Consider the following 25,767-nt stretch of genomic DNA (forward strand, 5'->3'; position numbering starts at 1 on the left):
TACACCTTCAGGTTCGTGTGGGCGGGGGCGGCGGGGGGTGCGGGGGGGGCGGTGTGCCCCCCGGCCCGCGCCTGACTCCCTCGGTGCGAGCACCCGCAAGCATCCGGGAGGATCCTGCGGAGAGTCTCGGTAGCTTCAATGGACGACGGGCGGTTGAGCCAGGCCCAACCGCCCGTCCGAAATGGCTCCCCAGGCATGACTCGAACATGCGACCCGGTGATTAACAGTCACCTGCTCTGCCAACTGAGCTACTGGGGAATGGCAGGGGCGCGAATCTAGAGAAGGACCGCGGGCGCGTCAAGAGGGTATGCGACCCGTTTCGGCGGGTCGCGTACCGCCCACGATCGACGCCGCGGCAGCGAACGATCTTCGCGGCGCAGGGCCCACGAACCGCCCACCGTGTGATCAGCCGAGGCCGACGGCGCGCCCGAGGGCCGGACCCGGCAGCTATACTCGGCTCCGTGACGACGCCTCTCGCCTCCTGCGGCCGGCTCGCCGGCACGCCCGCCGGCCGGGCGCTCGCCCCCGCAGCGGTGGCGCGATGACCGCCGGCGGCCTCGCGCGCGAGCGGTTCGCCGCGGTGATGGCCCGCGATCCCATCCCGCTCGACGAGGCTGCGCTGGCGATCGCGGCGGAGGAGTACCCACACCTCGACGAGGCTGCGTACCTCGCCCGGCTCGACGCGCTCGCGGCGCGGGTCGTCGCCCGCTCGCCGGCTCCCGCCCGCGCCGCCTCGTTGCTCCGCGCGCTCCGCGAGGTGCTCGCGGGGGAAGAGGGGATGCACGGCGGGTCGACGGATTACGACGACCCGCGCAGCTCGTTTTTGAACGAGGTGCTCGACCGCCGCGTCGGCCTGCCGATCACGCTGTCCGTCGTGTACATGGAGGTCGGGCGCCGCGCAGGGGTCTCGCTTGACGGCGTCGGGATGCCGGGCCACTTCCTCGTGCGCTACCTCTCGCCCTCGGGCGCCGAGATCTTCGTGGACGCCTTCCACGGCGGGGAGATGCTCTCCGCCGACGACTGCCTGTCCCGCTACCGCGAGCGCACCGGGCGCGATCTCGACCGGCGCCTGCTCGGTCCATCCACCCCGGGCCAGATCGTGCTGCGCATGCTGGGGAACCTGCGCCGCCTCTACACCGCGCGGAAGGACGACCTCCGCGCCTGGTGGGTGCTCGACCGGATCCTGCTCGCCGCGCCGAGCCAGCTCGCGGCGCTCCGGGATCGCGGCCTCGCCGCGGCCCGGCTCGGAGCGGGCCGCTCGGCGGCGCGCGACCTCGAGACGTACCTCGCGCGCGCCCCGGACGCCCAGGACTCCGACTCGGTCCGCGCGACGCTGGCTCAGCTCCACGACGGGCCTGAGCTCGCGAACTGAGCGGGCTCCCCGGCTGCGGCTTCCGCTCAGCGCTCGCCGCCGCTCTTCGGATCACCCGGCGGTGCCGCGTCGGCGGCGCGCGCCGGAGGTCCGGCCTCGAGGCGCCGCAGCCGGAGCCGCTCGACCGGCTCGCCGCCCACGAGGTGGCGCTCGACGATCTCCGCGACGTCCGCGACCGAGACGTGGCCGTACCAGACGCCCTCCGGGTACACGACGATCGACGGGCCGAAGGCGCAGGCGTCGAGGCAGCCGGCGGCGTTCGCGCGGATCTGCTTGTCGAGCCCGCGGCGCTTGAGCTCCTCCTTCAGCGCCTGGCGGATCGCGGGCGAGCCCTTGCGCCCGCACGAGCCTCGCGGATCGTCCTCGGCCCGCACGTTCTCGCACACGAAGACGTGGTGGCGGAAGCGCATGCGGTGGTCCTAGCGCCGCGGGCGCCCGCCCGCACGCGAGTCGCTACGGCTCGCGCGCGACGATCTGACCGCGCGGCACGACCAGCAGCGCGCCTCCCGAGACGCAGAGGTCGTCCCCCACGAGGTGCCCGGAGGCCTCGCTCGCGAGGTACAGGCACGCGTGCACGACGTCCGCGACCTCGCCGACGCGCCGGTTCGGGAGGGCGCCGGCGATCGCCGCGCCGACGTCCTTCAGCTCCGCCTCCGCCATGGGCGTACGCACCCAGCCCGGGGAGACCAGGTTCACCCGGGTGCGCGGCGCGAGCTCCACCGCGAGGCTCATCGCGAGCGACTGGAGCGCGCCCTTCGTCGCCGCGTAGTGGCCGTGGCGCGCCTCGCCACGCTGGCCGGCGGTGGAGCCGATGAACACGACGTTGCCGCGGCCGTTCCGCCCCAGGTACGGCGTCGCCTCGCGCACGAGGTAGAACGCGCTGAACACGTTGACGCGGAAGATCTCCTCGAGCTGCGGTCCGGCGATCCGGTCGATGGGGCCCTCGTTCCAGATCGCGGCCGAGTGCACGATCTGGTCGAGCCCGCCGAGCGCCTTCACCGTGGCGTCGACCAGGTGGACGCAGCCGGCCTCGGTGCCGAGCTCGGCCCCGATCGCCACCGCGCGCCCGGGGTAGCGGGCCGCGAGCGCCTCCGCGGCCGCGCGGTTCGAGCGGTAGTGGACGGCGACCTTCATGCCCTGCGCGAGGAACGCCTCGGCGACGCCGAGGCCGATGCCGGACGAGGCGCCCGTGACGAGCGCGCAGCGCCCTGCGAGATCCGAGTAGCTCACCTGCACGCTCAACGCCGCCTCCGCTTCGCGCCGCGCCGGGCCGCCGGCACGGTCGCCTCGGGCGCCGTCCAGCGCGCGCCGTCGAGGACGTCCAGGATCTGCACGAACGAGGCGATCGACAGCGGCCACCGCGGCGTGTCCACGTCGGCCACGTGGCGCCGCGTCACGGCCTTCGCCGAGATCACCGCGAGCCTCTCGCGGTACTCCTTCGAGATGTACGTGCCGTACTCGGCCCAGACCCCCACGGCGCCGCACGCCTGGGCGACCGGCATGTCCTTCTTCGGGTTGTCGCCGACGTAGAGCACCTCGGTCCCCTCGAGCCCGAAGTCGCCGAGGACCCGGCGCAGCCCCGCCGGGCTGGGCTTCTCCGCCGCGCGCGGCAGCTCCACGACCACGGTCTTCTTGGAGCGGTAGGCCCCGGCCGCGTCCTTGCGGCGGATCTCGGGGTCGACGTTCTCGGGCAGGTCATAGCCCTTGAGCGCGTAGACCGCGTCGAAGAGACCGTCCAGCTCGAGCATCTGGATGCGCAGCTCGAGCGCGTTCCGCGGCGCGTCGGAGAGGGCGATGACCTTGAGCCCCCGCGCGCGGATCTTCTCGAGCGTCTCGCGGACGTGAGGGTAGGGGTGAAGGTAGCGCCGGCGCGCCTCGGCGAACGCGCGCCGCGCGGGGCGGATGACGAGCGCGTCGAACGAGTCGAAGTCCGCCTCGTACGGCCGGAAGAGCGACGACTCCTGGATCGCGAACGGGTACTCGTTCGACTCGTGGCGGGTATAGACCGCCTTCAGGGACTGGACGATCTCGATGCGGGGGCGGCCCGTGGTCTGCTCGAGCGAGGCGACCATGGCCTCGAGGCTCGGGACGATGTAGTCGACCCATGGGTAGAGCGTGTTGTCGAGGTCGGTGACGACGGCCTTCATGCGCGGCACGCGCGCATCGTAGCCGGTGGGTCCGCCACCCGCCACGCCCGTGTGCCGACGTGGGCGTGGGTGCGCCGCGCGCTGCGGGCGGGCGCCGCGGGCGGGCAGGGTGTAGATTCGGCGGCGATGGCCCCGACCGATCGCTTCGAGATCATCGCGCCGCTGCCGTCTTCCTCCGGGTTCCGCCGCGCCCTCGCCGTGGACCGCTCAGGGCCGCCCCGCGCGGTCGTGCTCGCGTTCGCCCCGGCGCGCGTCGCCGACGATCCGGTTCGACTCGCGGCGCTCGCGCGCGACGCCGAGGCCGCGGCGCGCGTGCGGCACCCGAACGTCGTGCCGGTCGACGGCCTCGAGACCGTCGGGGGCGCCGTCGCGGTGGTCGAGCCGCACCGGCCCGGTCCTTCGCTCCGCGACCTCCTCGACGCCGCCGGGCGGCTCCCTCCGGACGTGGCCGCCCGCGTCGTCGCCGACGCCTGTGCCGGGCTCGCGCGCGTCCACGCGCTCGATCCCGGCGATGGTCGCCCACTCGCGCACGGCGCGCTCTCCGCCGAGCGGCTCGTCGTCGCAGCGGACGGAGCGACGGTGCTCACCGGCCTCGGCGCCGGGCTCGGAGAGGAGACGGCCGCGGACGTGCGCGCGCTCGCCGCGATCCTGCACGAGTGCCTCGTCGGCGAGCCCCCGCAGGCGCCGCTGCGGCCGCTCGACGCTCCCGGCATCCCGCCCGCGCTGGCGGCGGTCGTCGATCTCGCGCTCGGCGCGACGGGGGGACAGCCCCTGCGCTCGGCGGGCGTGCTGGGCGAGGCGATCGCGGCCGCGCTGCCGCTCGCGCCCCGCGAGGCGGTGTCGGCCTACGCCGAGGCCATCCTCCCGGCGGACGAGGGCGAGCGTGCGGCGCTCGCGCGCCTCGTCGCGCGAGCCACGGGAGAGGACGCCGAGGCCGATCTCGCCGTCGAGCTGCTGGAGGACGGCGAGCCGGCCATGGCGGCGGCCACCCCGACCGCGACCCCCACCTCGAGCGCGACCCCGACCCCGACCCCGAGCCCGACCCCGAGCCCGACCGCGATGGCTACGGGCAACCCGGTCGGAACGGAGACCCCGGCCTCCTCGGTGAACCCGCTCCTGCCGGAGCAAACGGCTCTGCCGGTGCAGCCGGTCCCGAGCACGACCCCCGTCCCGGCAGGACCGCGCGAGGCGGCTCTTCCTGAATGGTTCGCTCCCTCCGCGGCCGAGGCGCGCGCTGGCTCGGTGCTCCCTGAGCCCGTCGTCATCCCCGCGCGCGTCGCGCCACAGGCGCCCGCGCCCGCCGTCGCGCCGACGCCGGTGCAGGTCCCGCGTCCTGCGGATCCGTTCTCGCCGCAGCCGGTCGCCTCGGGCGGAGTGGCTGCTCCTTCGCCGGACACGGTGTCCACGTTCCCCGCGCCCGTCGCCGCAGCGCCGCGGCGCTCGCGGGCCCCGCTCGCGATCGCCGCGCTGTGCCTTCTCGTCGGGTTCGGCGGGGGCTTCGTCGCCACGCGCGGCAGGATCCTCCCCGACCTCGTCCGCGCGGACGTCGCCGGACGCGAGCCCGCACAGGCAGCCGAGGTCCGCCCCGAAGCGCCCGCAGCGGGCGGCGCGGCAACGGCGAGGCCCGCCTCCACGGCGCCCGCGGAGGACGCCGGAGCTCCGCCCAGGGCTGCCGCGGCGGAGCCTGCTGCGGCCGCGCCGGCGAAGCCGGCGAAGCCGGCGAAGAAGGCGCCGCCCCGCCGCGTCGCCGCGGCTGCTCCGTCGGCAGGGAAGGGGTTCCTCGTCGTGACCGCGCCGGCGGAGGCCGAGGTCCTCGTCGACGGAAAGCGCGTCGGTATGGGCGACGTGCGGCGCGAGGTCGACGTCGGCGCCCACCGCGTCGAGGTCCGGCTCGGCGGCGCCAGCGTGGCCGAGCGGTTCTCGATCTCGCGGGGCGAGACCTGGACCTACGACGTGACGCCCACCGTCAAGTAGCCGCGGGCGCCCGGACGAGGCTCCGCCCCGCGACGGCGCCGGGGCCGTCGCGCGAGGGTGAGCGTGAGCGGCATCCGTCTCTAGTGGTCGTGCCCTTCCGGCCCGTGGGCGTGACCGTGCTCCCGCTCCTCTTCGGTCGCCTCGCGGACGTCACGGACCGTGATGTCGAAGAAGAGCGTCTTGCCGGCGAGCGGGTGGTTCAGGTCGATCAGGATCTTGTCGCCCCGGACCTCCCGGATCACGAACGGGACGGGCTCGCCGTCCTCGCCTTCCGCCGTGAGCTCCATTCCGGGCTGGGGCTGGAAATCCGGCGGGAAGGCGGTGCGGTCGACCTCCTGGACGCCGCGCGCGTCGTGCTCGCCGTAGCCGTCCTTGGGCGGCACGGTCACCTGCTTGCGATCGCCGGCGGACAGCCCCTCGAGCGCCGACTCGAGGCCGGGCACGATCTGCCCCTCGCCGTGGAGATAGGTGAGGGGCTCGGCAGGCTCGGAGGCGTCGATGACCTTCCCGTCGCCGAGGTGGAGCGAGTAGTCGATGCCGACGACGGTTCCGTTCGAGATCTTCATGGCTCGAAAGATAACGCGCCGGCCGTCCCCGCGAACGGGTACGGCCGGCGCGCAGTCCGGGATTCGCAGCCGTGCCTGCTGACCCGGGAGGCGACTGGTGCCGCATGTCGACCTTTGCAGTCGACGTGCCGGTGGCCACCCGCGTGTGCGGGGAACGGCGCAAGGCCTGGAAATCCGGGGGCTCGGCTGGGTGGCCTCGGCCGCGGGCTCCCCCGGGGATCGCTCGGGGAGAGCGAAACGCCTGCGCGGCCGCGCTTCCGCCTCGAAAGCTTTGCGACCGCCCGCGCGGCTACCAGTAACCCCAGCGGCGCCGGAGGACCCACTCGACGGCGAGCACGCCCGCCAGGGCGGCGAGGTACCACCAGCGATCCCACACCGGCACCGACTTGCGCCGGCCGATCTCGACCACCTCGGGATCCGCGAGCTTCAGGTCGGGGAGGCGGCCGCCCGGAAGGGCCGAGAACGCACCGCCCGTGGCCTCCGCGAGCGCCGAGAGCAGCTCCGGGCGCGGCGCCGCGTCGGAGTCCTCCGGGCCGGAGCCGCGCACCGCCACCGCGCCGGTCGCGACCTCGCCGTCCCGGCCGTGCGCGACGATCTTGTAGGCGCCGGGGCCCGGCGCGACGAGCTCCACGCGCGCGACGCCGTCCTCCCCCGCCACCGCCTCGCCTCGCGCGACGCTCCGGCCGTCGTCGTCGACGAGCTCCGCCGCGACGCGGTCGCCGGCGGCGGGCCCGAAGTCCGGTCGCCGGGAGGTGACCGCGATCCCGACCGGCGCCCCGGGCTCGACGGCCGGTGCATCGGGCTCGACCTGCAGGGGCGCGAGGCCCGGATCGCGCACGAGCCAGCGCAGGGCCTGGTTCCAGAAGCGCAGGTACGCGCGGTTCCCCTGGCCCGACTCGGCGGCGAGGAACCCCCAGCGCCAGGTTGCGTCGGTCGCGACCGCGAGCGTGCGGCCCTCGCCGACCTCGCGCACCGCGACGAGCGGCGCGGGGCGGCCCTCGACGAGGACCGCGGGCGCCTCGAGCAGGACCGAGGCGCCGGCGCCGGGCGCGAGCGCGTGCGTGAGGTTCACCGCGGTGACGGGCGGCAACCCGCGCCAGACCCCCTCGTTCGCGGCGTCGCCCGGGGCGAGGCTCGTCACGGGGTGGCGCTTCCCCTCCGAGGTGAGCCGGGGCGCGATCTCGCCCTCCGCCATCGACGAGCCGTCGATCGGCGCGACGGGGAGGATCTCGGCGAGCGCCGTCTCGCCGTAGCGCCCGTCGCCGAAGCTCTGCTCGCCGCCGACCATGGCGAGCGCGCCGCCCCCGCGCACGTACTCGCGGAGCGCGGGCAGGAAGCGCTCGATCTCGAGCCCGCGGTACGGGGCGTAGGCGAAGTTCACGAAGACCACCGCGTCGAACGTCCGGAGCTGCTCCCCGAAGATCTCCGCCACCGGAAACGGGATGAGCGACAGGTCCTGCTGCGGCCCCGCGTCGTCGGCGTTCGAGCGGAGGATGAAGAAGCTCACGAGATCGACGTTGGGATCCTGCTTGAGCAGGCCGCGCAGGAAGCGCACGTCCCAGCTCGGCCGCCCGGCGACGAGCAGCACGCGGACGCGGTCCCGGATGACGCGCAGCACGAAGGAGCGCGCGTTGTTCTCGACGACCGCCTCGCCCGGGAACACCGGGGCCGCGACGGTGAAGACGAAGGTCCCCGTCGCGTCCGGCGCGAAGGAGAGCGGGACGGTGTAGCGGTCGCGGCCCCGCTCGAGGCGGACGGTGGCCGAGGCGACGACCGCCCCCTCGCGGCGCAGGACGAGCCGGACCTCCTCGTCGGAGAAGCCGCGCGCGCGGAGCGTCACGTCCACCGTGACGGTGTTCCGGACGAACGCGAACTCGTCGACCGCGACGCGCTCGATGGCGAGATCCTTGGGCGCCCCGCGCCCGACCGCGACGGCGTTCACCGGGATCCCGAGCGCGCGCGCCTTGGCGCGGGCCTCCGGGCCCACGCCCTCCGAGAGCGCGGCGTTGTCCGCTCCGTCCGACACCACGAGCAGGCCGGCGAGCCGCCGCGTCGAGCCGCTCGCGCCCGAGGCGACCGCGTCGAGCGCCCCGAGGAGGTCCGTCCGGCCCGCGCGCCCGGGGACGCCGCGCGCGGCCTCCGCCGGATCCACCGGCGCGACGTCCGCGCCGAACGTGTACCACTCGAGGTCCACGCGGTCCGAGAGCCGCTCGAGATCGGCGCGGTGCGCGGCGAGGAACGCCCCGGCCGCCGCGGCGCGGGGCTCGCCGTCCCGCTCCACCGGGAAGTTCATCGAGCGTGAAGCGTCGAGGAGGACGGCGAAGCGGTTGCGGACCCGCGCGGTCTGGAGGAGCTCGACGGCGGGCTCGAGCAGGAGGAACAGCGCGAGGACCGCCGCGAGGGCGCGGAGCGCGACGAGGGCTGCGCGCCGGGCGCGGCGCGGCTCGGAGCGCAGCCCCCGCAGCGCGAGGACCACGGCGCCGGCCGCGGCGAGCGCGGCCAGGGCGATCGCCCAGGTCGGCAGCGGCGTGAGCGCGGTGAGCCGCCAGGCGTTGTACCCGCCGTCCACGCTAGCTCCGCCTGCGGAGGATGAACGGGAGGTGCACGGCGTCGTCCTTGTAGTCCGTGCAGAGCGCGTACATCGCGAGGTTCACGCCGATGCGCAGCGCCGTCTCGCGCTGCGCCTCGCCGCCGGGCGTGCACGGATACTCCCAGTCGCCGAGCTCCGTGCGGGCCCATGCGCCGCCGAGATCGTTCTGCGAGTAGACCACCGCGAGTCGCCCGTCGAGCGTCTGCGCCTCGACCCAGGGCTTCACGAGCACGCGGCCGCCCTGGCGATCGAGGAGGTAGAACGTCTTGTTGAGGACGTGCTCGCGCGGCACGGGCGCGAGCGGGGAGGCGGGGAGCACCCGCGCGAGCTCACGGCGGACCGAGGCGTCGAACGGACCGGCCTCGGTGCCGTCGGCGGAGTCCACGACGAGGAATCCGCCGTACTGCAGGTGGCGGCGGAGGGCGGCGCGCTCGGCGTCGGCGAAGGGCGGGAGCGGGCCCGCCCCGGCGAGGTAGAGCCACGGCCAGCGGTGGAGCCCGGGATCGGAGAGCCGCACCGCGGCCGGTGCGCTCGCCGTCTCGATGGACGTCCGCCGCGCGAGCTCCCACCCGAGGCGGCGCAGCGCGGACGGTCGCGGGTTCCAGCTGCCGCCGTGCTGCACCTGGGCGAGGACGAGCTTCGAGGCGTCGGAGAACGCGCGAGCGCGCCGGGGGAGGGCGGCGAGGGTGGCGGCGGCCGCCGCCGCGGCGAGGAACGTGCGGCGTGGGATACGGGTCGGGCCGGGCATCGATCTCGCGCAGATCTTAGGCGGAAACCGGCGCGGGCGCCCGCGGAATCCCGGCACGGGCGCCAGGTTGGCGCGCGCTCCACCCGCTGCTAGGGTGTGCGCCGTGTCGGTGCTCAAGAGCGTCCTCGACCTCGCAGCGCGCGCCGTCGCGGCCGCGGCCGACCTGGGCCGCCTCGCGGAGCTGCTGCGCGACCGAGGGTTCGCGGTCGCGCTCGCGGCGGGGCTCCTCGGTCTCGCGGCGCTCACGGTCGCGGCGCGGTTCCCGCGCGGGCTGGCCGCGGCGGGCGGGGCGGTCCTCGCCGCCCTCGCCGCGTACGCGCTCCGCGGCGCGATCGCGGCGCACCTCGGGATATCGCTCGCCGTGGCCGCGCCCGTCCTCGCCGTCGTCGCGGGCGCCGCCTGCGCGCTCGTCCCGCTCGCGTTCCCCGCCGCCGTGGGCGCGCTGCCCGGGCTGCTGCTCGGCCTCCACGCGCCCATCGCCGGCCGCGCCGAGCTGGGCGCGGCGATCGGCGCGCTCGTCGCCGGGCTGGTCGGGCTGCTCTTCGCCCGGTTGGTGGCGGTCGGCTTCGCCTCCGCCGTGGGCGGCCTCCTGGTGGGCGCCGCAGCGGTCGCGCTCGGAGGAGCCCGCCCCCTCGCGCGAGAGCTCGTCACGCACCCGCTCGCGATCGTGGCCCTCGCCCTCGTGCTCGCCGTCGCGGGCGCCGCCTACCAGCTCGCCCACGGGGTCGCGCCGGCGCGCGCCCCGCGCCCGCCGCCAGCCGCCTGAGCGACGACGCTCGCGATCGACTCCCGGCGCGGCGAGTCACGCCCGGCCACGCGGGGCGTCCGGCTCAGGGCGTCGCTCGCTCGGGCCGGGCGCCAGCCGCCGGCTCGAGGGGCGCGATCGCGGCCATCAGTCCTCGGGCGGGCCGAGCAGCTCGAAGTCCGGGATCTCCGCGCGCAGGTAGTCCCGCAGCCGGGCCGTGAGCTTCGCCTCGATCTGGCGCGCCCGCTCGCGGGTGAGCTTGAAGCGATCGCCGATCTCCTGGAGCGTCAGGGGCGGCTCTCCATCGGGGGGCAGGAGGCGCCGGTCGAAGATGTAGCGCTCCTTCTCGTCCTTGATGGTCTGCGAGAACGACTGGAGCTTCTCGCGGAAGATCCGGCGGAGCTGCTCGTCGCCGATCTGCTCGTCGGGCGCGCTCGCGCCGTCGAGCGCCAGGCGATCGAGGCGGGTCTGGCGCGCGTCGTCCTCGTCGCTGCGGAGAGGGGCGTCGAGCGAGACGTCCTCGCTCGACATCCGCGCGGTCATCTCGAGGACGTCCTTCTCCTCGACGTCGAGGTTCTTCGCGAGGAGGCGGGGAGTGGGATCGATGCCGCGGGCGAGGAGCTTCTCGCGCTCCTTGGACAGGTTGAAGAAGAGCTTGCGCTGGGCCTGGGTGGTGCCGAGCTTCACCATCCGCCAGTTCTCCATGAGGAACCGGATGATGTACGCGCGGATCCACCACGCCGCGTAGGACGAGAGCTTCACGCCCTTCCACGGGTCGTACTTCTTGACGGCCTGCATGAGGCCCATGTTCCCCTCCTGGACGAGGTCCAGGACCTGGAACGCGGTGCGGCGGTACTCGTGCGCGATCTTCACCACGAGGCGGAGGTTCGAGGCGACGAGGCGATAGGCGGCGTCGACGTCGCCCGTCTCGCGGTACCGCACCGCGAGCGCGTGCTCCTCCTCGCGCGAGAGCACCGGGTGGCGCGAGATCTCCGCCATGTACGCGCGGAGCGGGTCGTAGCGGACGAGTCCGCCCGCCCCGGCCTCGCGCTCGGCGCGCGAGGGCAGGCGTGGGAGCGGCCGGGGGGTGGCCTCGTCGTCGCGCGTGGGCTTCGCCATCGGGGTTTCGGGCGCGGCCAGGCAGGAATGCCGGCGCGCGCCCGTCGTTGTGTTATATGAGGTGCGGCGCCGCGTGCAAGAACTGCGGCGCCGGCACCGGCGCGTGGCGGGTCTTCGCGGAACGGCGCGGGTTCCGGTCCTCCCTCAGGACCGAGGCCGACGCGGTCCCTAGCGAGATGCCGCCATGCGCCGCTCACGAGCCGCGCCCGACTCGGTCGAGGCGCGAGCAGGAGTCTACGCATGGAGAACCCCGCCGCCGGGGCGCCAGAGCTGGCGCCCTCTGACTACGTCTCACAGGCCTCCTTCGACGAGCTCGGGCTCTCGGAGGCGGTCCGCCGCGCGATCGCCGAGCGAGGCTACGAGCGGCCGACCCCGGTGCAGGCCGCGACCTACCGGCCCGTCCGCGACGGCAAGGACGTGATCGTCCGGTCGAAGACCGGCACCGGCAAGACCGCCGCCTTCGCGATCCCCATCCTCGAGCGCGTGCCGGAGGGCCGGCGCAAGCCCTCCGCGCTCGTGATGTGCCCGACGCGCGAGCTCGCCATCCAGGTGGCCGAGGAGTTCACCGCGCTCGCGAAGCACAGGGACCTGTCGGTCGTCGCGGTGTACGGCGGCGCGTCGATGGGCGACCAGCTCCAGAAGCTCGAGGCCGGCGCCGAGATCGTCGTCGGGACCCCGGGCCGCATCTACGATCACATCCGGCGTCGCACGCTCAAGCTCGACGACGCGATGGTCTGCTGCCTCGACGAGGCGGACGAGATGCTGAACATGGGGTTCTTCGAGGAGGTGACGCGCATCCTCGACAACCTCCCCCAGGACTGCCAGCAGCTGCTCTTCTCGGCGACGGTCCCGGCCGACATCGAGCAGATCATCCACGACTACCTCACCGAGCCGGAGACCATCCTCCTCTCGGGCGACGAGTACTCGGTCGAGAACATCCACAACGTGATGTACCCGGCGGTGGACGCGTACCCGAAGCCGCGCAACCTCCTCTACATGATCGAGACGGAGGAGCCCGAGACGGCGATCGTCTTCTGCAACACGCGCAACGACACCTCGCTCGTGGCGGCCGTCCTGAACCGGAACGGCTACGACGCGGAGCTCCTGAACGGCGATCTGCCTCAGAAGGAGCGCGAGCGGGTGATGGCGAAGGTGAAGCGGGGCGAGGTCCGCTTCATGGTCGCGACCGACATCGCGGCGCGCGGCATCGACATCTCGGACCTCTCGCACGTCATCAACTACTCGCTGCCCGAGGATCCCGCGGTGTTCCTCCACCGGGTGGGCCGCACCGGGCGCATCGGCAAGAAGGGCACGAGCCTCTCGATCGTGTCGGGCGCCGAGATCCACACGCTCACGGTGCTCCAGAAGAAGTACGGGATCACCTTCGAGGAGAAGAAGCTGCCCACGCCCGACGAGGCGCGGCGCCGCTGGACGGACCGCCACGTCGCGGAGCTGAAGGACAACATGAGCGCGTCGATCTTCGAGGCGTTCATCCCGCTCGCGCAGGAGCTCAAGAACCGCCCGGACGGCGAGTACCTCACGGCCTTCGCGCTCAAGTACTTCTTCACGCACCACCGCATGGAGCGGGCCCAGGATCGCGAGAAGGCGGAGCACAAGCGCGAGGAGCACGAGCGCCGCGAGAAGGCCGAGCCGCGCGAGAAGGCCGAGCCGCGCGAGGCCCGCGGGCGCGACCGCGGACATCGCGGCGAGCGGTCGGAGCGGTCCGGGCGCTCAGAGCGTTCGGAGCGCTCGGAGCGGCCGCGTCGCGAGCGCCGCGAGGTGGTCGAGGCGGTCGCGCCGGCTGGCGAGGCGGACGGCAAGACGCGCGAGGTGACCGCGACGACCGTGGACGCGGGCTCGCCCGCGCCCCGCGAGGGCAGCCGCCGCACCTCGCGCGGACGCGGTGACCGCCGGCGCGAGCCGTCCGTCGAGGGCGACGCGCCCGCGCCGGAGGGTGGCGCGGAGGGGAGCCTCGCCGGGGGGGCGGGGAGCGAGGACGCGGCGAGGCCGCCGCGCGCGAAGATCTTCCTCTCGCTCGGCGAGCAGGACGGCGCCGACGAGGGCCGCGTGCGCGAGGCCCTCTCCACCTTCGCGCCCGGCGTCGAGCCGCGGTCCGTCGAGGTCCGCCGCACGCACAGCTACGTCGAGGTCGCGCCCGAGGCGCTCGAAGGCGCGGTGGCGGCGCTGCACGGCAAGGAGTGGAGCGGGAAGACGCTCACGGCCGAGCGCGCCCGGCGCCGTCGCCGCTGAAGGCCGCCCCACGCCGCCGCGCGACGCGGGGACCTCCTCGCGCGCGGCGGTGTGCGCTCGCGGTGATTCTCCGGTCGACGGGGCCGGGCGGCCTCACGACGCGCCGCGTCTCGGCTTCGCCGGACGAGAGGCAGGCGATCGCACGCTGCGCGTCGTAGGATGCAGCCTCATTGCCACGCAGGGGAGGCGCGATGGCCCTGTCTACCACCCCCGAGCTCCTTCGCGAGCTCGCGGTCCTCTACAACCGCGTCGCGGAGCTCGAGCGGGCCGGCGGCCTGCGGCCCGGCGAGGGCGCTCCCGAGGGCCTGCAACGGCAGGTCGGAGATCTCGACACGGGGCTCCACGCGGCGGTGGCGGCGTTCTCGGACGATCTGCTCGGCGTGCTCACGCCCGCCGGCGACATCCTCTACGTGAACGACGCCGTCGAGCGGATCGCGGGCTACCGGCCGGACGAGGTGATCGGGAAGAACGCCTGGTCGTTCGTGAGCGAGGAGGACCTCGCGAGCCTCGCGAGCGCACGCTCGACGCCGCTCGACGACGCCATCCCGATCGAGGTCAGGGTCCGCTGCGCCGACGGCCGGCTGCGCTGGCTCGAGTTCTCGGCGCGCCCCTGGCCGCGCGAGAATCCGGTCTACATCATCGCCTGCTGGCGCGACCGGGAAGGCCGGCGCGCGGCGGCCGAGGGCGGCGAGGACGCGCTGCGCCTCGACGCCGAGCTCCGCCGCGCCGCGGCGCTCGCCCGCGTGAGCCAGCTCGCGCTCGGGCTCCCGTCCGTGCAGGATCTCCTGGACGCGGCCGCGTCGCTCGCCCCGAGCGCCCTCCAGCTCTCGGCGGGCGCGTACCTCGAGCCGGAGGGAGGCGGCCTCGCCGTCCGCGCCTCCGCTGGCGTCTCGGTCCCGCGTGGCCACGCCGTCCCGGTCGTGATGACGCTCGCCGGCCTCGCGCGCGCGGGCGGCTCGCCGGTCCACAGCTCCGACGTGGTCCGCGACGGCCGCCTCGCGGACTCGCTCCTCGCCGCCGCCGGCGCCGGCGCCGCGCTCGCCGTCCCCGTGCGCGGGAAGGAGCGCGCCCACGGGGTCCTCCTCGTCGCCGGCCGCTCGCCGCGCCACTTCGCCTCGGACGAGATCCACTTCCTCGAGACGGTCGCGAACGTGGTGGCGACCTCCATCGACGCGCGCGCCGCGCAGGAGGCGCTCCGCGTGCGCGAGCGGCTCGCCCGCGCCGTCTTCGACCACGCGCGCGACGGGCTCGCCATCGTCGACCGCGAGGGGCGCTTCGTCGACGCGAACGCGGCGGTGGAGCGGATCCTCGGCGCGACATTCGAGGCGCTGCGGGGGCACCGGCCCTCGGAGGTCGCCCGCACCGAGCTCGACCTCGCGGCGCGCACGCCGCGCCAGGGCGAGGCCACCGTCACGACGCCGAGCGACACCCGGCTCGTCGAGTGGGACGTGGTGCCCGACATCCAGCCCGGGGTGGCGCTCGCGGTGCTCCGCGACGTCACCTCGCGACGCGAGGTCCAGACCCGCCTCGCCCTCGCGGACCGGCTCATCTCGGTCGGCGCGCTCGCGGCGGGCGTGGCGCACGAGCTCAACACGCCGCTCGCGTACGTCGCCGCGAACCTCGAGTACCTCGCGGGCGCGGTCCCCCCGCTCGTCGCGGACCGCCCGAGCGCGGAGATCCGCGAGGCGCTCCAGGAGTCGGTGGAGGGGGTGGAGCGGCTGGGCCTCATCCTGCAGGACCTCCGCACGTTCATGCGCGCCGCGAGCGGCGCCGACGACGGCCCGGCGGACCTCGAGGCCGTGCTCCGCTCCTCGGTGGCCATGACCTGGAACGAGATCCGGCACCGGGCGCGGCTCGAGAAGGACGTCCGCCGCGTGCCCGCGGTGCAGGGCAGCCCGGCGCGCCTCGCGCAGGTGTTCGTGAACCTGCTCGCCAACGCGGCCCAGGCCATCCCGGAGGGAGACGCGCAGTCTCACGTCATCCGCATCTCCGCCCGGGAGCTGCCCGGCCGGAACGTCGCCGTCGAGGTGGCCGACACCGGCGCCGGGATCCCGCCCGCGGTCCTCCCGCGGATCTTCGAGCCGTTCTTCACGACGAAGCCGGCGGGGCAGGGCACCGGCCTCGGCCTCAGCATCTGCCGCAGCATCGTGCAGGGCCTGGGCGGGCAGCTCGAGGTGAAGAGCACCCCGGGCAGCGGCGCCACCTTCCGGGTGGTCCTGCCGGCGGCCGAGACGGCGCCGTCGGCGTCCGTCACGGCGGGCCGCGCCGCGGCGCCGCCCCCGGTCGCGCGGAGCCGCGTGCTGGTGGTGGACGACGAGCGGCTGGTGGCGGCGTCGCTCCGGCGCGTGCTCGCGGCCGATCACGACGTGACGGTCGTGGCGTCGGCCCGCACGGCGCTCCGGCTCGTCGAGCGGGGGGAGCGGTTCGACGCGGTGCTCACGGACCTCGTCATGCCGGACATGACCGGCCTCGAGCTGCACCGCCAGCTCCTCGCGATCGCGCCCGAGCTGGACGGCCGCGTGCTGTTCATGACCGCGGGCGCGTTCACCGACGAGGCCAGGCGGGCGACGGAGATCGAGCCGGAGGCGTGCCTCGAGAAGCCGGTGCGCCTCGACGTGCTCCGCGGCGCGCTGGCGCGCGTGCTCGCGCGGCGCGAGTGAGGGGCCCCCCGCCAGTCATCTCAGCGGGAGGGGCCCCGCGCAACGCGCGGGGAGGGGCGAAGCCGCTCCCGGCGGGGAACGGTCGCGAACCCGCGAAGCGGGCGCGACCGTTCACGGGCCCCGCCGAGCAGGGGTGGGGTCCCCAGCGGCTTCGCCGCTGGGGAGGGGACGCAGTCCCCGTGAGATCGACTCAGTTCAGCGCGACCGGCCCCGCGAGCTGGGCCCGCAGCGGCGCGATCTTCTCGCGGTAGTCCGGCAGCCACGCCGCCTGGACGGGCGCTTCGCGCGGGACCTGGATCTGCATCGGGTTCATGTACCTCCCGCCGCGCTTGACCGCGTAGTGGAGGTGCGGCCCGGTCGAGAGGCCGGTCGACCCGACGTAGCCGATGATCTGCTTCTGCGAGACCTGCCTCCCCGCCGACACCGCGACCTGCGACATGTGGCAGTAGATGGTCTCGAGCCCGTTGCGGTGGTGCAGGATCACGCTCTTGCCGCAGCCGCCGTTCCAGCCCGCCTGCCGGACAGAGCCGTCGCCCACCGCCCAGATGGGCGTGCCGACCGGCGCGCCGTAGTCGACGCCCTCGTGGGCCCGCGTGTAGCCGAGGACCGGGTGGCGGCGCATCCCGAACGTCGAGGTGACGTGCGCGTACTTGAGCGGTGACTTGAGGAAGCCGCGCCGCGCGCTGTTGCCCTCGTCGTCGAAGTAGCTCGTCTGGCCCGTCGGGTCGGTGTAGCGGAAGAGGCGCTTGCGGCCCGTCGCGGCGCCGTCGTACTCGGCCGCGAGGACGTCCCCGTACCGCAGGAGCTTCCCGTCGGCGTACACCTTCTCGACGAGGATCCGCATCCGGTCGCCGTTCCGGACGTCCTGGTAGAAGTCGACGTCCCAGGCGAGCACGTCCGCGGCGAGCACCGCGAGCCCGGGGTCCTCCTCGGCGCGCGCGAGCGACTCGTAGAGCGACGACTCGATGGTGACCGCCACGCGGGCGACCTCGGTCGTGAGCTCGACCGGGCGCTTCGCGCCCTCGAGCGTGCCGTCCGGGGCCCGCTCGACGATCCACTCATCCGCCGCGCCCTGCCGGTAGCTGAAGCGGTGCAGGTCGCCGTCCGCGGTGCGCTCGATGCGGAGCTGGTCGCCGGGCCGCGCCTTCCGGAAGGGGAAGTGGCCGCGGAGCGCGTCCACCACCTGGTTCACCTCCGCCGCCGCGAGGCGGAGCGAGAACAGCGCCTGGTTCAGGGTCTGGTTCTTCTGCAGCCGCACCGCGACCGTCGTGAAGCGCACCGGCTCGACCGCCGGCGTGGCCTGGGCCGACGGCCCCGGCGCCGGTTCCGCCTGGATGATCGCGGGGTTCGCTTCGGGCGGGACCGCGCGGAGCCGGCCGGCGGCGCCCACCAGGGCGACGGCGAGAATGGTGAGGAAGCCGAGCCCGGCGAGGACGGCGGGGAGACGGCGGCGGCGGGGCAGGTCGTCGGCGCGGTTCTGCATCGGCCGGCAATGTAGCAGCAGGTCCGGCGGATCAGAAATCCCGGTGTTGGGCGTGTGGGAGTGGGTACGTCGGGTGCCGGGCCGCTACCGGGCGGGGAGCGCTGCCGCGCCGCGTCGGAGCGGCCGCCGGCCGGGGTCAGAGCTCCACGCGCCGGTCGCCGTGCTCCTTGCCGTCGAAGCGGAAGAGCGTGCCGCGGCCCTCGATCTTGGAGACGAGGTTCACGGGCCGGCGCCAGAGCGACTGGAGGTGCTTCAGGGTGTCGCGCGCGTAGTCGAGCTTCAGGTCCACCCCGTCGTGCTTGTGCACGAGGAGGAGCTCGCCGCGGTTGTCGAAGTTGCCGTCCTCCACCGCGATCATCGGCTGGCCGAAGTTGGTCAGCATGTGGAGGAGCTTCTCCTTCACCTTCTTGAACTCGCGCTCCATGACCTCCCAGCGCTGGTGCTTGTCGTTGTAGCCGTAGGTGAACAGGCGCTGATCGAGCACGAACTCGAGGGTGAGGAACTCGTCGATGAAGGTGACGTCGTTGTAGTGCTTGCGGACCTCGAAGATCTTCTCGCGGCCGAGGCCGAGCCGCTTGTCCCAGTGCTTGCGCTCCACGAAGGAGTCGCAGTCGTCGTACTCCTTGCCGAAGCGCCCCTTGTTCCAGCGGTCCTCGATGTCGCGCCAGAGCTCCACGCCGAGCTTGTAGGGGTTGAGCTGGCCCGGGTGCGTGGCCAGGGTGCCGGAGTGGTGGTCGGCGTAGTCGATGATCTCCGACGCGTCGAGGGCCTTCTCCGTCATGATCTTGGAGTGCCAGTAGGTGGCCCAGCCCTCGTTCATGATCTTGGTCTGGCCCTGCGGCGCGAAGTAGTACGCCTCCTCGCGGACGATGGAGAGGACGTCGTGCTCCCACCGCTCGAGGGGCGCGTTCTCCAGGAGGAAGAGCAGCACGTCGCGCTCCGGGCGCTCGGGGAACTTGCGCTTGCGGGCGGCCTCCTCGTCGAGCAGCTTCTGCTGCGCCTTCAGGAACTCCGGCGGGTTGATGAACTCCCGCATGTACTCGCGCTCGGACTTGAAGCCCTTCGCGACCTTCCGCTCGCCCTCCTCCTCCGGGTGGTCCGGACGGCGCTTCACGTAGGGTGACTGGTAGTCGATGAGGTTCTCGATCGAGAGGCAGCGATCGATGAAGTCCTCGACCAGCTCCACCCCGAGCTTGTCCTGGTAGCGGCGGACGCGCGTCGCGTGGTTCGCCATCTGGTCCATCATCTTCCGGTTGGTGTGCCGGAACATGAAGTTGTTCTTGAAGAAGTCGACGTGGCCGTAGACGTGGGCCATCACGAGCTTCTGGTCCACGTCCATGTTGGACTCGAGCAGGTACGCGTACGAGGGGTCGTTGTTGATGACCATCTCGTAGATCTTGGAGAGGCCGTACTCGTAGCCCTTCGCGAGCCGCTCGTAGTCCATCCCGAACCGCCAGTGCGGGTAGCGGTTCGGGAAGCCGCCGTAGGCGGCGACCATGTTGATCTCGTCGAAGTTCAGGACCTCGAAGATCGTGTCGAAGAAGTCGAGCCCGTACTCGCGGGCGTAGCCCTCGATGCGCTTGCGGATGTCGTGCAGGTGCGCCGGGAGCTGCGTCTTGCGATCCATGCCGTCCCCTAGTTCCCGGTCCCGAGGAACGTCTTGATGGAGCCGTAGATCCCGTCCTTGTCGGCGATCTCCGAGAGCGCCACGTTGTCGTGCGCGCCGATGGCGTCCTTCAGGTCCTTGATGAACTGGCCGGAGCCGTACGGGCTCTCGACCTGCCCGTACGCGAACAGGTTCACGGCGGGCAGGATGCGGTTCTGGAGCAGGTCCACGCAGAGCCGGGTGTCGTCCGCGCTCCAGTTGTCTCCGTCGGAGAAGTGGAAGGGGTAGACGTTCCAGCTCCCCGGCGAGTACTCGCTCTCGATCATCTCCAGCGCGAGCTTGTACGCGGACGAGATCATCGTCCCGCCCGACTCGCGCGTGTGGAAGAACGTGTCGCGGTCGACCTCGCGCGCGACGGCGTCGTGGATGATGTAGCGGGTCTCGAGGCCCTTGTAGTGCTTGCGCAGCCAGGTGTCGATCCAGAAGGACTCGATGCGGACGATCTCCTTCTGCTCGTCGCCCATCGATCCCGACACGTCCATCATGTAGATGACGACGGCGTTCGTCTCCGGGAGCGGCACCTGCTTCCAGCTCCGGTAGCGCCGGTCCTCGCGCACCGGGACGATGAGCGGCTTCCGCCAGTTGTACGAGCCGCTCGCGATCTGCCGCCGCAGCGCCTGCTTGTAGGTGCGCTTGAAGTGGCGCAGCGACTCGGGCCCGGCCGGCGCGACGCCCGTGTACTTGAGCTTCGTCGCGACGATCCGGTCCTTGCCCTTCGGCTGGATGCGGGGGAGGGAGAGCTCCTCGCCGAGGATGTCGGCGAGCTCCTCGAGCGAGACGTCCACCTCGAGGATGTGCTGCCCCTCGCCCTGGCCGGCCTGCCCGGAGCCGGGCTGCCCGTCCCCGGGCGAGAGCGGATCGCCCGGCTCGCCCTCGCCCTGGCCCACCCCGCCCTGCGACCGCTCGCCGAACACGAAGTGGGGGATGTCGATGGTCGGGACGGGGATGGTGATGAACTCCTTCCCCTTCTTGCCGATCATCTCTCCCTTCTGGACGTACTTCTTCAGGTTCCGCTTGATGCGGCCGCGGATGATGTCGCGGAAGCGGGCGTGGTCCTGCTTGATCTTGAGTGTCATGCGCCGACCACGCTCCTCGCCCGCGCTCCGGGCCCCGCTGCTGGCTAGTCCTTCGCGTCGCCGCGCGCGAAGATCGAGGCGACGTAGTTGAGGACGTCGGTGGAGCAGACCTCGCAGTAGCCGTAGTTCTTGATGAGGCGCTGCTTCACGACGTCGATCTTCTCCTGCGTGTCGCGGTCCACCACCGAGGCGACCAGGTTCTTCAGCTTGATCGAGTCCTTCTGGTCCTCGAAGAGCTTCAGCTCGAGCGCCTTGTGGAGCCGCTCGTTCGTGCGGTAGTTGAAGGTCTTCCCCTCGATCGCGAGCGCGCCGATGTAGTTCATGATCTCGCGGCGGAAGTCGTCCTTCCGGCTGTCCGCGATGTCGATCTTCTCCTCGATCGAGCGCATCAGCCGCTCGTCGGGCTCCTCGTACTGGCCCGTGTACTTGTTGCGGACCTTCTCGCGCTGCGTGTACGCCTTGATGTTGTCGATGTAGTTCGCGCACAGCTTCGTGATCGCGTCCTCGTCGGCGCTGATCGCGCGCTGGACCTCGTTCTTCACGACGTCCTCGTACTCGCGCTTCACGTCGGTGAGGAGGTCCCGGAAGCGCTTGCGCTGCTCCTCGGAGGAGATGAGCGAGTGCTGCCGCAGGCCGGACTCGAGCTCGTTCAGCACCATGAACGGGTTCACGCAGCCGTCGCCCTTGTCGGAGACGAGCGCGTTCGAGATCTTGTCCTGCACGTAGCGCGGGCTGATGCCCTCCATGCCCTCGCGCTGCGCCTCCTTGCGGAGCTCCTTGATGTTGTCCTCGGTGAAGTTCGGCAGCGACTTGCCGTTGTAGAGCTTCAGCTTCTGGACGAGGGTGAGGTTGTGCTTCTTCGGCTCTTCCAGCCGGGTGAGCACGCCCCACATCGCGGCCATCTCGAGCGTGTGCGGGGCGATGTGCTTGCCCCGGATCTTGTGGCTGTTGTAGTCGCGCTCGTAGATCTTCACCTCCTCGTCGAGGCGCGAGATGTACGGGATGTCGATCTTGACGGTGCGATCCCGCAGCGCCTCCATGAACTCGTTCGACTGGAGCTTCTTGTACTCGGGCTCGTTCGTGTGGCCGACGATGACCTCGTCGATGTCGGTCTGGGGGAACTTCTTCGGCTTGATCTTGTGCTCCTGCGTGGCGCCGAGGAGGTCGTAGAGGAACGCCACGTCGAGCTTCAGGATCTCGACGAACTCGATGATGCCGCGGTTCGCGATGTTGAACTCACCGTCGAAGTTGAACGCGCGCGGATCCGAGTCGGAGCCGTACTCGGCGATCTTCCGGTAGTTGATGTCGCCGGTGAGCTCGGTCGAGTCCTGGTTCTTCTCGTCCTTCGGCTGGAACGTGCCGACGCCGACGCGATCCTTCTCGGAGAGGATGAGCCGCCGCACGCGCACGTGCGTCATCACCTTCTCCCAGTCGCCCTTGTACTCCGTCATCAGCTCCTTGAAGACGAAGCGGCAGGCCGGGCAGAGGTCGCCCGTGTCCGGGATGGTGAAGCCAGCCTCCGGCGGGGAGAGCTCCGCGTAGACCTTCGCGCGCCACTCGTGGGGCACGAGGTGCAGCGGCTCCTCGTGCATCGGGCAGGGCATGAGCTCGCGGCGCTTCACCCCGTCGAGGTTCGTGCGCTCGATGTCCCACGCGTAGGTGTAGACCGCGCCCTCCGGGCTCCTGGAGTACGCCTCGAGCCCCTTCTTGAGCAGGCGCGCGATGGTCGACTTGGACGAGCCGACCGGGCCGTGCAGGAGGATGACGCGCTTCTCCGTCCCGTACATCTGCGCCGCGCTCTTGAAGACGTTCACGAGCTTCATGAGCGGGATGTCGAGCCCGTAGATCGCGTCCTTCCCGCCGAACATGGGGTCGGTGAAGAAGTCGTAGCGGATGAGCTTCTTCTTGTTGTCGATGTACTCGGTCTTCCCGTGCGACAGGATCATGTCGTAGACGCGCTGGAACGCGGTCCGCGTGACCTTCGGGTTCTGCCGCACGATGGCGAGGTACTCCTCGAAGGAGCCCTCCCAGTGCTGCTCCGAGTACCCCTCGCGATCCTGGAGCGCGGCGATCCGCGACACCCAGCCCGTCTGCGTCACTTCTCGGACGTCTCGCATGCGTGCCCTCGAGCTTGCGCCGCCCGAGTTGCGGCGGCTCAAGGGAGCATAAGGTCCGGCGAGGCGCGCTGCAGAGACGCAGGGCCCCGCGCGCGCCGAGGACTCCCGGGTGGGGAGCGGCCGCGCGCGCTCAGCGCGCGCCGCGCTTGAAGAACTCCACCTGCCAGCGCTGCACGGCCGCGTTGTGGCAGGCGAGGTCGGGGCAGAAGACGTGCGAGCCGTCGTTGCGCGAGACGAAGTAGAGATCCTTGCACTGCGCGGGCGCGAGGACCGCGCGGAGCGCTGCGGCTCCCGCGCTGGCGATCGGCCCGGGGGGCAGGCCCGCGGTCGTGTACGTGTTGTACGGATGGGGCGTGAGGAGGTCCGCGCGGGTGATGTTCTTCGACCATCGCCCCGTCCGGAGCATCGTCGCGTACATCACGGTGGGGTCCGTCTGGAGCGGCATCCCGATGCGCAGCCGGTTCAGGAACACGCACGCGATCCGCGGCCGCTCGTCCACGCGTCCGGTCTCCTTCTCGACGATGGAGGCGAGCGTCGCGACGCGCCCCTCGTCGAGCGCGATCCCGGGGGCCCGGAGCGCGTGCGCCTTCCGGTACTCGTCGTCGAAGCGAGCGACCATCGCCTCGGCGATGGCGCGCGCCGAGGACCCCCTCGCGAAGCTGTACGTATCGGGGAAGAGGAACCCTTCCAGGCTGGCGTACGGCACGCCCAGCGCCCGCGCGACCGCCGGGTCGCGTGCCACGGCGAGGAACTCGGCCTCGCTCGCCAGCCCGCTGCGGGCCACGATCGCCGCGATCTCCTCGGCGCGGAGCCCCTCGGGCACGGTGAACCGGTACAGCTTCACCTCGCCTCGGAAGACGCGCTCGATGACCTCGTCGGGCCGGAGCGGCCCCGCGAACGCGTACTCGCCGGCGCGGAAGGTGCGCCGGTCCCGCTTCACGAACCGAAAATAGCGCCACGCCACCCGCTCGTCGGAGAGCACGCCCGCCTGCGCCAGCGCGCGGATCACGGCGCGCGCGCTCGAGCCGGGGGGCACCACGACGACCTTCTCGTCGGGGCCGCCGTACGGCGTCTCGCGGAAGACGGTCACGTCGCGCCAGGCGAGGGCCGCCATCGCGGCGGCGGCGACGAGCGCGACGAGGACGACGGCGAGGACGAACCGCTTCAAGCCTGCCTCCGATCGAGCCAGCCCTGCAGGATGATCGCCGCCGCCTCGGCGTCGACGCGCGCGCGGACGTCCCGCGACGAGAACCCCTGGTCGCGCAGCCTCGACTCGGCCTCGAACGAGGAGAGCCGCTCGTCGAAGAGCTCGACCGGCACGCCGGCCGCGCGCCCGAGCTCCGCGGCGAACGCCCGCGCGTGGCGGGCCTCCGGTCCTTCGGTCCCGTCCATGTTGAGCGGGAGCCCGACGACCGCGGCCTCGACCTCCCACTCCCGCATGGCGGCGAGGATGGCGGAGAGGTCGGCCTCGCGCGATCGGTGCTGGACGACGGAGAGCGGCCGCGCAGTGCGGAGCACGTCGTCGGCGAGGGCGAGGCCGATCCGGGCGCGGCCCAGGTCCAGGCCGAGGTAGCGCATCGCGCGGAATCTAGGCGCCGACCGGGCGTGCCGTAAAGGCCGGAGCGCGGCCGAGGGGAACGCGGCGCGGACCCGCGAGGTGCGTGGAAGTGCGCGGAACCACGGCGCAGCGGGGTGGCACGCGCCGCGCTGTGGGGGGCGACGCCGGCGCGCTCCTGACCTCGCCGGCCCCAGGAAAGGATCTCACACATGATCTCCGCCGCCAGCTCCGGCTCCGCCCCGTCCGCCGCGCCCGTCTTGACCCCACCGCTGGAGGAGGCGCGGTCCTCCTCGCTGCACGCCGCGGCCGGCGCCGCCGTGCGCGGCCTCGCCGAGCTCGCGATCGAGACCCTGGTCCCCCAGGCCGCCCGGACCACGAAGGCGAAGCGCACGAGGAGCTCCGCCGCGCGGCGCTCCACCGCCTCGCGCTCCTCGAGCGCGGGCTACGCGAAGAAGACGTCCAGCTCCACCGCGTCGTCGAGGTCGTCGTCCTCGAAGACGACGGCCGGCGACCCGTTCGCCTTCCTCGACGACCCCAGGCTCTCGCTCGAGGAGAAGCTGATGCGCCTCCTCGCGCAGCTCAACGCCCGGTACGAGGAGGAGATGAAGCAGCACATGGACGTCCTCGCGGGCAGGTCGTCCTCCGCGAGCAAGTCCGGGTCCACGGGCGGGACCTCCGGGACGAAGAAGAAGAAGGGCGGGATCTTCGGCGCGCTCGCGTCGGTGGTGAAGAAGATCGTCCCCGGCGCGGGCCAGCTCGTCGACATCCTGAAGGACAAGACCTTCCAGGCCGCGCTGAAGAAGCTCGGCGGGCCGGTGCTCGCGGCGGGCGCCACCGCCCTCGGGTTCCCCGCGCTCGCGCCGGTGCTCATGAAGATCGGGCCCGACCTCGCGAGCGGCGCCGTCGACCTCGCGAAGGCCCTCGACGCCGAGATGAAGTCGTCGAGCGGAGGCTCAACCGCGTCGGGGTCGTCGAGCACGGCGGACGGCGAGAGCGCGCTCTCCCAGAGCGAGCAGCAGCTCGAGCTCATGAAGCTCCAGCAGCTCCAGGAGAAGCAGAAGGAGATGTTCAACCTCGTGTCCTCGATCTTCCGCATGCAGCACGAGACCCGGTCTTCCATCATCGGGAACCTCCGCTAGGAGCCGCGCCATGAACGTCATCGAGGGAACGGAGCAGGGGACGCTCGCGGAGCTGCAGGGGATCCCGCCGGACGTCGGCGACGCCATCGCCTGCCTCGCGGAGGCGGAGCTCGAGGCGGGACGGGTGGAGACCGCGCGCGCGATCCTCGAAGGGCTCGTCGTCACGAACCACGAGGACGCCGGCGCGTGGGCGCTCCTCTCCCAGGCGCACAGGCGCCTCGGCCAGCCGCTCGCCGCGCGGTTCTGCGCCGAGGTGGCGACGAAGCTCGCCCCGGCCGATCCGTTCGTCCGGCTGACGCGCGCCGAGAGCCTGCTCGCGACGCCGGGTGCCGACAGGGCGGAGGCGTGCGCGGAGCTGCGCGCGGTCGCCAGCGACGTCGAGGTGGGGGAGCGGGCCACGGCGCTGCTGGGCGCGCTCTCGCAGTGAAGGGCGGCCCCTCCGCCCCGGGACCTCCAGAGTCCACTTCCTGGCGGCGGATCCGGAGCGCGTTCGCTTGACGATTCGCGGGTGTTTCGGGGATATTTCGCGCCCAGGCTGGGGGGTCCGCGCCACCCTG

At 72.9% G+C, this 25,767-nt stretch carries 20 protein-coding genes and 1 tRNA gene; 7 read left to right on the top strand and 14 right to left on the bottom strand.

From position 1 onward, the window contains the following. Positions 1-182: 182 nt before the first annotated feature. A tRNA-Asn gene (locus MLV88_RS07925) sits at positions 183-258 on the bottom strand. 283 nt (positions 259-541) lie between these two features. On the opposite strand from MLV88_RS07925, the gene MLV88_RS07930 reads away from it, so the two are divergent. Further along, positions 542-1,372 carry a SirB1 family protein gene (locus tag MLV88_RS07930; protein WP_242336598.1) on the top strand — a complete coding sequence of 277 codons (831 nt, stop codon included), beginning with the start codon at positions 542-544 and terminating at the stop codon, positions 1,370-1,372. Between the two features lie 26 nt (positions 1,373-1,398). On the opposite strand, the gene MLV88_RS07935 is transcribed toward MLV88_RS07930, so the two are convergent. Genes MLV88_RS07935 through MLV88_RS07945 form a run of 3 tightly spaced genes read right to left on the bottom strand, consistent with a single transcriptional unit; the run spans position 1,399 to position 3,519 of the window. After that, positions 1,399-1,782, bottom strand: a complete 384-nt coding sequence (locus MLV88_RS07935) for a (2Fe-2S) ferredoxin domain-containing protein (protein WP_242336595.1) — start codon at positions 1,780-1,782, stop codon at positions 1,399-1,401. A gap of 43 nt (positions 1,783-1,825) precedes the next feature. Further along, positions 1,826-2,608, bottom strand: coding sequence for an SDR family NAD(P)-dependent oxidoreductase (locus tag MLV88_RS07940; protein WP_242336629.1), 783 nt, complete (start codon positions 2,606-2,608; stop codon positions 1,826-1,828). Positions 2,609-2,610: 2 nt separating this feature from the next. Beyond that, complete coding sequence (locus MLV88_RS07945; RefSeq protein WP_242336627.1) at positions 2,611-3,519, bottom strand: HAD family hydrolase; 909 nt, start codon at positions 3,517-3,519, stop codon at positions 2,611-2,613. 126 nt (positions 3,520-3,645) lie between these two features. Between MLV88_RS07945 and MLV88_RS07950 the strand changes: the two genes are divergently transcribed. Continuing rightward, positions 3,646-5,493, top strand: coding sequence for a serine/threonine-protein kinase (locus tag MLV88_RS07950; RefSeq protein WP_243337253.1), 1,848 nt, complete (start codon positions 3,646-3,648; stop codon positions 5,491-5,493). Between the two features lie 80 nt (positions 5,494-5,573). On the opposite strand, the gene MLV88_RS07955 is transcribed toward MLV88_RS07950, so the two are convergent. From MLV88_RS07955 to MLV88_RS07965, 3 genes are all read right to left on the bottom strand, one after another. Next, positions 5,574-6,059 carry an FKBP-type peptidyl-prolyl cis-trans isomerase gene (locus MLV88_RS07955; RefSeq protein WP_243337255.1) on the bottom strand — a complete coding sequence of 162 codons (486 nt, stop codon included), beginning with the start codon at positions 6,057-6,059 and terminating at the stop codon, positions 5,574-5,576. A gap of 289 nt (positions 6,060-6,348) precedes the next feature. Next, the gene (locus tag MLV88_RS07960; protein ID WP_243337257.1) at positions 6,349-8,628 is read right to left on the bottom strand and encodes a glutamine amidotransferase; all 2,280 of its coding nucleotides are present in this window, start codon (positions 8,626-8,628) and stop codon (positions 6,349-6,351) included. A gap of 1 nt (position 8,629) precedes the next feature. Beyond that, positions 8,630-9,397 (bottom strand): DUF4159 domain-containing protein, encoded by a 768-nt coding sequence (locus MLV88_RS07965; protein WP_243337259.1) that lies wholly within the window; start codon positions 9,395-9,397, stop codon positions 8,630-8,632. 103 nt (positions 9,398-9,500) lie between these two features. Here MLV88_RS07965 and MLV88_RS07970 point away from each other — a divergent pair, with 103 nt between their 5' ends. Beyond that, positions 9,501-10,163 carry a hypothetical protein gene (locus MLV88_RS07970; RefSeq protein ID WP_242354555.1) on the top strand — a complete coding sequence of 221 codons (663 nt, stop codon included), beginning with the start codon at positions 9,501-9,503 and terminating at the stop codon, positions 10,161-10,163. A 126-nt stretch (positions 10,164-10,289) separates the two neighbouring features. On the opposite strand, the gene MLV88_RS07975 is transcribed toward MLV88_RS07970, so the two are convergent. Next, on the bottom strand, positions 10,290-11,261 hold the full coding sequence (locus tag MLV88_RS07975; RefSeq protein WP_243337261.1) for a sigma-70 family RNA polymerase sigma factor: 972 nt from the start codon (positions 11,259-11,261) through the stop codon (positions 10,290-10,292). A gap of 240 nt (positions 11,262-11,501) precedes the next feature. On the opposite strand from MLV88_RS07975, the gene MLV88_RS07980 reads away from it, so the two are divergent. Continuing rightward, positions 11,502-13,511, top strand: a complete 2,010-nt coding sequence (locus MLV88_RS07980) for a DEAD/DEAH box helicase (RefSeq protein ID WP_243337263.1) — start codon at positions 11,502-11,504, stop codon at positions 13,509-13,511. Positions 13,512-13,702: 191 nt separating this feature from the next. Beyond that, positions 13,703-16,171 carry a PAS domain S-box protein gene (locus tag MLV88_RS07985; protein ID WP_242336570.1) on the top strand — a complete coding sequence of 823 codons (2,469 nt, stop codon included), beginning with the start codon at positions 13,703-13,705 and terminating at the stop codon, positions 16,169-16,171. 190 nt (positions 16,172-16,361) lie between these two features. Here the strand turns inward: MLV88_RS07985 and MLV88_RS07990 are convergent, their stop codons facing one another. The 6 genes from MLV88_RS07990 to ruvX all read right to left on the bottom strand — a co-directional run bounded on the left by MLV88_RS07990 (position 16,362) and on the right by ruvX (position 24,091). Next, positions 16,362-17,654 (bottom strand): M23 family metallopeptidase, encoded by a 1,293-nt coding sequence (locus MLV88_RS07990; RefSeq protein WP_242336567.1) that lies wholly within the window; start codon positions 17,652-17,654, stop codon positions 16,362-16,364. Positions 17,655-17,790: 136 nt separating this feature from the next. Then, positions 17,791-19,281 carry a SpoVR family protein gene (locus MLV88_RS07995; RefSeq protein ID WP_242336564.1) on the bottom strand — a complete coding sequence of 497 codons (1,491 nt, stop codon included), beginning with the start codon at positions 19,279-19,281 and terminating at the stop codon, positions 17,791-17,793. Between the two features lie 8 nt (positions 19,282-19,289). Next, a complete protein-coding gene (locus MLV88_RS08000) occupies positions 19,290-20,396 on the bottom strand; it encodes a DUF444 family protein (protein WP_242336561.1) in 1,107 nt (368 codons plus the stop codon). A gap of 44 nt (positions 20,397-20,440) precedes the next feature. Continuing rightward, the gene (locus MLV88_RS08005; RefSeq protein ID WP_242360461.1) at positions 20,441-22,513 is read right to left on the bottom strand and encodes a PrkA family serine protein kinase; all 2,073 of its coding nucleotides are present in this window, start codon (positions 22,511-22,513) and stop codon (positions 20,441-20,443) included. A gap of 130 nt (positions 22,514-22,643) precedes the next feature. Further along, positions 22,644-23,681, bottom strand: coding sequence for an endolytic transglycosylase MltG (gene mltG / locus MLV88_RS08010; RefSeq protein WP_243337265.1), 1,038 nt, complete (start codon positions 23,679-23,681; stop codon positions 22,644-22,646). Then, entirely contained in the window at positions 23,678-24,091 is a 414-nt protein-coding gene (ruvX, locus tag MLV88_RS08015; protein ID WP_242336552.1) for a Holliday junction resolvase RuvX, read from the bottom strand. The genes mltG and ruvX overlap by 4 nt, the downstream gene beginning before the upstream one ends. Positions 24,092-24,280: 189 nt before the next feature. Between ruvX and MLV88_RS08020 the strand changes: the two genes are divergently transcribed. Both MLV88_RS08020 and MLV88_RS08025 read left to right on the top strand, forming a co-directional pair. Further along, positions 24,281-25,210 (top strand): hypothetical protein, encoded by a 930-nt coding sequence (locus MLV88_RS08020; RefSeq protein WP_242336549.1) that lies wholly within the window; start codon positions 24,281-24,283, stop codon positions 25,208-25,210. A gap of 10 nt (positions 25,211-25,220) precedes the next feature. Further along, positions 25,221-25,637, top strand: coding sequence for a hypothetical protein (locus MLV88_RS08025; protein ID WP_242336546.1), 417 nt, complete (start codon positions 25,221-25,223; stop codon positions 25,635-25,637). Positions 25,638-25,767: the final 130 nt, after the last annotated feature.

Origin of the sequence: Anaeromyxobacter soli, from assembly GCF_022808855.1 — a bacterium.
Classification (GTDB): domain Bacteria; phylum Myxococcota; class Myxococcia; order Myxococcales; family Anaeromyxobacteraceae; genus Anaeromyxobacter; species Anaeromyxobacter soli.